The sequence below is a fragment of the Prevotella sp. OH937_COT-195 genome (assembly GCF_003932845.1).
In the GTDB taxonomy this organism is placed as follows: domain Bacteria; phylum Bacteroidota; class Bacteroidia; order Bacteroidales; family Bacteroidaceae; genus Prevotella.
This window is the reverse complement of sequence record NZ_RQZH01000047.1, coordinates 1-4,230: the sequence shown is the minus strand read 5'-3', so window position 1 is coordinate 4,230 and position 4,230 is coordinate 1. Positions and strand designations below refer to the sequence as shown.

At 30.4% G+C, this 4,230-nt stretch carries 5 protein-coding genes; 4 read left to right on the top strand and 1 reads right to left on the bottom strand.

Annotated features, from left to right (window positions below; all coding sequences use genetic code 11):
• Positions 1-196 precede the first annotated feature (196 nt).
• The 4 genes from EII32_RS10975 to EII32_RS10960 all read left to right on the top strand — a co-directional run bounded on the left by EII32_RS10975 (position 197) and on the right by EII32_RS10960 (position 3,690).
• The gene (locus EII32_RS10975; RefSeq protein WP_124793486.1) at positions 197-415 is read left to right on the top strand and encodes a hypothetical protein; all 219 of its coding nucleotides are present in this window, start codon (positions 197-199) and stop codon (positions 413-415) included.
• Positions 416-492: 77 nt separating this feature from the next.
• Positions 493-777, top strand: coding sequence for a Txe/YoeB family addiction module toxin (locus EII32_RS10970; RefSeq protein ID WP_124793485.1), 285 nt, complete (start codon positions 493-495; stop codon positions 775-777).
• A gap of 213 nt (positions 778-990) precedes the next feature.
• Complete coding sequence (gene mobV, locus EII32_RS10965; RefSeq protein ID WP_125235426.1) at positions 991-2,814, top strand: MobV family relaxase; 1,824 nt, start codon at positions 991-993, stop codon at positions 2,812-2,814.
• A gap of 288 nt (positions 2,815-3,102) precedes the next feature.
• The gene (locus tag EII32_RS10960) at positions 3,103-3,690 is read left to right on the top strand and encodes a replication/maintenance protein RepL (protein ID WP_124793488.1); all 588 of its coding nucleotides are present in this window, start codon (positions 3,103-3,105) and stop codon (positions 3,688-3,690) included.
• 58 nt (positions 3,691-3,748) lie between these two features.
• On the opposite strand, the gene EII32_RS10955 is transcribed toward EII32_RS10960, so the two are convergent.
• The coding region (locus EII32_RS10955) for a hypothetical protein (protein ID WP_233582388.1) at positions 3,749-4,230 on the bottom strand (482 nt) is incomplete at its 5' end.

The window sequence follows — 4,230 nt, the reverse complement described above, 5'->3', positions numbered from 1 at the left end:
TTTTTTGTCTTTATTACAAGAAAGCAACAAAGACAAAACAAATAACGAAAATAATAATCCTAAATGTCTCATAAATATTTTTTTAATGTTAATATCGGCAAATTTTATTTAAAAAATTCAAATAAACAAGAAAAAAGTGAATTTTAACATATGAAAAATAGAAAAAATAATTAGTACCTTTGCAAAAAATAACGCTATGGAAACCACTATTTTAAAAGCAGAAATAAAAAAATCAGATTTACACATCATTGAAAGTCTTCTAAAAAGATTAAAAGCTAAGAACATCAGTTTTGAAAAAGTGGAGGATGACACAAAGATGAGCAAAAAAGAATATTTTGCAATGATTGACAAGGCACGAAAGGAAAAGAAAGTCAAGATGAGTAGAGAGGAAATGAAAAAAATGTTACTACAATAAATTTAAAATTTACCCTTTTTTTTGAGTCAAAACCTTAAAGTATCTTTGCGGAGTATTTAATAATTAAAGTAATTAAAATGGAAATATATACAATAGATTACTCCGAAACTTTTCTGGAACACGTCAAGAACCATTACCATTCAGGTCAAAAAAAGATTTGTGAGAAGATTGATAAACTTCTTGATGAAATAGAATTACATCCAACAACAGGAACAGGGCAAGTAGAACCCTTAAAGGGATACGGAGAACGCTCCGTATGGTCACGACGAATTGACAAGAAACACAGACTAACATATGAAGTCTTTGAAGAAGAAAAACGAGTAGAAATTTTATCAGGGTATGGACATTATGATGACGAATAAACCCTCTTTTTTAAGAGGTTTTTTTAAAGTATTAAGTACCATAAGGTGTAGCTCACTACACTTTGTAATTCCTTAACGCCTCTTTTCAGGGCGTTGGAATATCAAAGTTCCGTGAGGTCTTGCAGACGGCTGAGCCCATTCGGACAGTCCTGCGGACGACCTCTTTCAGAGGTTAAAATTTAATGCTGGAAGAAAAAGAAAATTATCAAAAATATGGGACAAGTTGTATTACATTTTGAAAAACACGGAAAGCCAATTAGTGGTTCTTTAGGTCACCACATCGACCGAACTGAAGGTATGGAATGGTCATACCGTCACGCTGATTTAAGCAAAACACACTTGAATAAAGTTTATCATCTGAACGATTATTGTAAGATGAAGTATAACGAAGCTATAAAAAAAAGAATAGAAGACGGATATACTTCTAAGAAAACCATCCGTAAAGATGCCACATATAGCGTGAATGTTATGCTTAGTGGCTCACACGATGAAATGAAAGAAATCGAAAAAGAACCAAAAAAACTGGATGAATGGATAAATCAAAATGCTAACTGGTGTATTCGACAATTTGGAAAAGAAAACATAGTTCGTTTCAATGTCCATTTGGATGAGAAAACACCTCACATCCATTGCGTTTTTGTCCCTATTACTGAAGATGGCAGACTATCAGCAAAAGATTTTATCGGCAGTAGTATAAAACTTCAGGATTTACAAAGTAGTTACGCAAAATCTATGGAAAGGTTTGGACTTGAAAGAGGTGTAAAATCCGACCGAAAGCATCAAACGACAGATGAATATCGCAGACGAGAAGCACAGAGCATTCAAAAGATTGAACAACTTCACGAGAAAATAGACAATTTGAGCAAAAAAAATTTGCTATTTGGATTAGACGACTTAAAAAAAGATTTGAAAGCCGGGTTAAATGGATACATAAATTCTGTAAATGAAACATTTAAAGAAAAAGAACAAAAGATTTTAAGCGAATTTATCAAACTAAAAGACGGAGCAAAAGAATTTATGAACTCGATTGAAAATAGGGAGCCAATAAAATCAAAATATATTCCACCTACAGACGTTCAAAGCATCGTAAATAATTCAAATTTAATAGATTACTTTTTATACTTAGCTAATAGAGGAGACCTTGTGTTTGAGAAAAAAAGCGGTAAAGAATTCATTTTTGAAGACGAAAACAAAACTCAAAAAATATCTGTTTCAGAAAAAGGCTGGCACGATTTAAAAAGTGGAGAAGGGGGGCAAATTATTAAAGCAATACAAAAGCATCAAAAATTAGACTGGTTAGAGGCTGTTAATTGGCTTAAAAATTTTAATGGGGATATTTCTATACCTTTTCAAAAAACACGCGAAAAAACGGCAAAAGAAATCGTTTTAAAGCCTAACACGTATGCAATAACACAAATCACTGACCCAAGTAGCAGAAAGCTAATTGAGTACTTCAAAAATCGTAACATCTCTTTTGACACATTAAAAAACCATAGCAAACAAGTTCATTATCAGGTAGGAGAAAATCATTTTTATGGGATAGGAGTAAAAAATGTTGAAGGAGGATATGAAATACGAAATCCTTTTTCAAAAATGAAGTTCGGAAGTTCCGATGTTTCAGAACTTGGGAAAGAGAAAGCTGAAGCAAAGAAAATTGTCGTTTGTGAGGGTATTACAGATTCTTTTTCAATCATTGAGATTTTAAAAAGAGCAGGAAAAAATTTGGATGATTATCGCTTTATTAGCTTAAATTCAGTGACAAATGTTCAAAAATTCATAGATAGATACCTAAATCAAACATACGATAGCGTATTTTTGCTATTAGACGGAGACACTGCAGGAGATGAAGCTACTAAAAAAATACAAGAAGCATTTCCACAAGGAAAGGTAAGAGATTTACGAGATAACTTCGGAATACACTCACACGGCTACAAAGACATTAACGAACATTTAATGAAAGAAAGCCAAAAGCAGGAGAAAAAACAAACACTCAAAGCACCCGAACCGACTAAAAAAGGGTACGGATTTAAGCGATAATTTTCCTTTTCTTCCAGCATTAAATATAGCTTCTGGAAGAAGCGTTTATATAGAAAAGAATAAAATTGTTCTAAAAGTCAAAAAAACATCATATAGGCAACTGTATATCAATTATTTGTAGTGTTTTTTTGATTTTTAGTTTGTTTAAATTTTTTTTATGTTTTGTTTAAATTTTTAATATGTTTTTTACAAATAAAATTTAAACATTTGTATAAATAAAATTTAAACATTAAATTTGCCTTGTTTAAAAAAAATATAATTCTGTATAAGTTTAATTTTAACAAAAATATGGAAAAGGAAAAAATAAACGTTTGGGAAGAAAACAAAAGAGTAAAAAAGAAAACCCAAATGGTAGTTGGAAATCAAAAATATGTTAATCCAAACACTGGAGAAATAGAGACGTTCACTGTAATAGAAAAAAATATATCAAAGGACTTTAATTGGCATAAGATATGGCTTCAAGATGTTCTAAATATATTGGATAGTTTTGGCAATAAAAAGATACTCGTTATAACCTATTTACTTAAAATAATGAGGAATGAAGATAATACAATAAGTGGCACTTATAGAGATATTTCTGAAAAATGTGGAGTTTCTTTACCCACTGTTTCTATGGTGATGAATGAATTAATTTCAAGCGACATTATAAGAAAAATAACAACAGCTACATATCAATTTAATCCAAGTTTGATAATGAAAGGAAGTGGTGAAAAAAGAACTAATTTACTAGTTAAGTATAGATATGGAGAAGATGATAACAAAGCAATAAATAATGCTAAACAAATAGATACAAAAACTCAAAAAATATTACAGCATAACATATTTGGAGGTGTTGATGTTATAGATATTACCTCAGAAGATAATGATAATGAATAAAGAAATAATAAAAATAAGTCACCTTAAAAGGTGACTTATAAATACTTAAATAAATTCATTATTCTTCTCTAGGACCGCCAATTATTTTATCTGTAACAGTTTTAGTACAATCCCCAAGTCCACTCATACACTCTGTACAACTAAGTTTGTCATCACTAGGCACACACCCTCTTGTTGTAGCACATCTTTTACTAGTACAAGAAATACCTCCATAAACATACTCCATTGTCTTAGAATTTTCTTCTAATAAAGAGTTTGTTCTATATTCTCCATACATAGAAACCAAATAAGGTTTGCCGTCTATGTTTTGTAAAAAAGAATTCTCTATTTTTACATCAGACGCAGGTCTTCCAGTGTGTGAAAAAAGTTCTGTTCTTAATGTATTTTCTACAATACTTTCTATTTTTTCCTTTTCAGAATCAGATAAGGTGTATTGTTCTTCTTTTTTGTCTTTATTACAAGAAAGCAACAAAGACAAAACAAATAACGAAAATAATAATCCTAAATGTCTCATAAATATTTTTTTAATGTTAATATCGG

What these genes read in the sequence shown, in the direction of transcription:
- EII32_RS10975 (WP_124793486.1), top strand. Translation starts at nt 197, where the DNA reads ATGGAAACCACTATTTTAAAAGCAGAAATAAAAAAATCAGATTTACAC.
- EII32_RS10960 (WP_124793488.1), top strand. Translation starts at nt 3,103, where the DNA reads ATGGAAAAGGAAAAAATAAACGTTTGGGAAGAAAACAAAAGAGTAAAA.
- EII32_RS10970 (WP_124793485.1), top strand. Translation starts at nt 493, where the DNA reads ATGGAAATATATACAATAGATTACTCCGAAACTTTTCTGGAACACGTC.
- mobV (WP_125235426.1), top strand. Translation starts at nt 991, where the DNA reads ATGGGACAAGTTGTATTACATTTTGAAAAACACGGAAAGCCAATTAGT.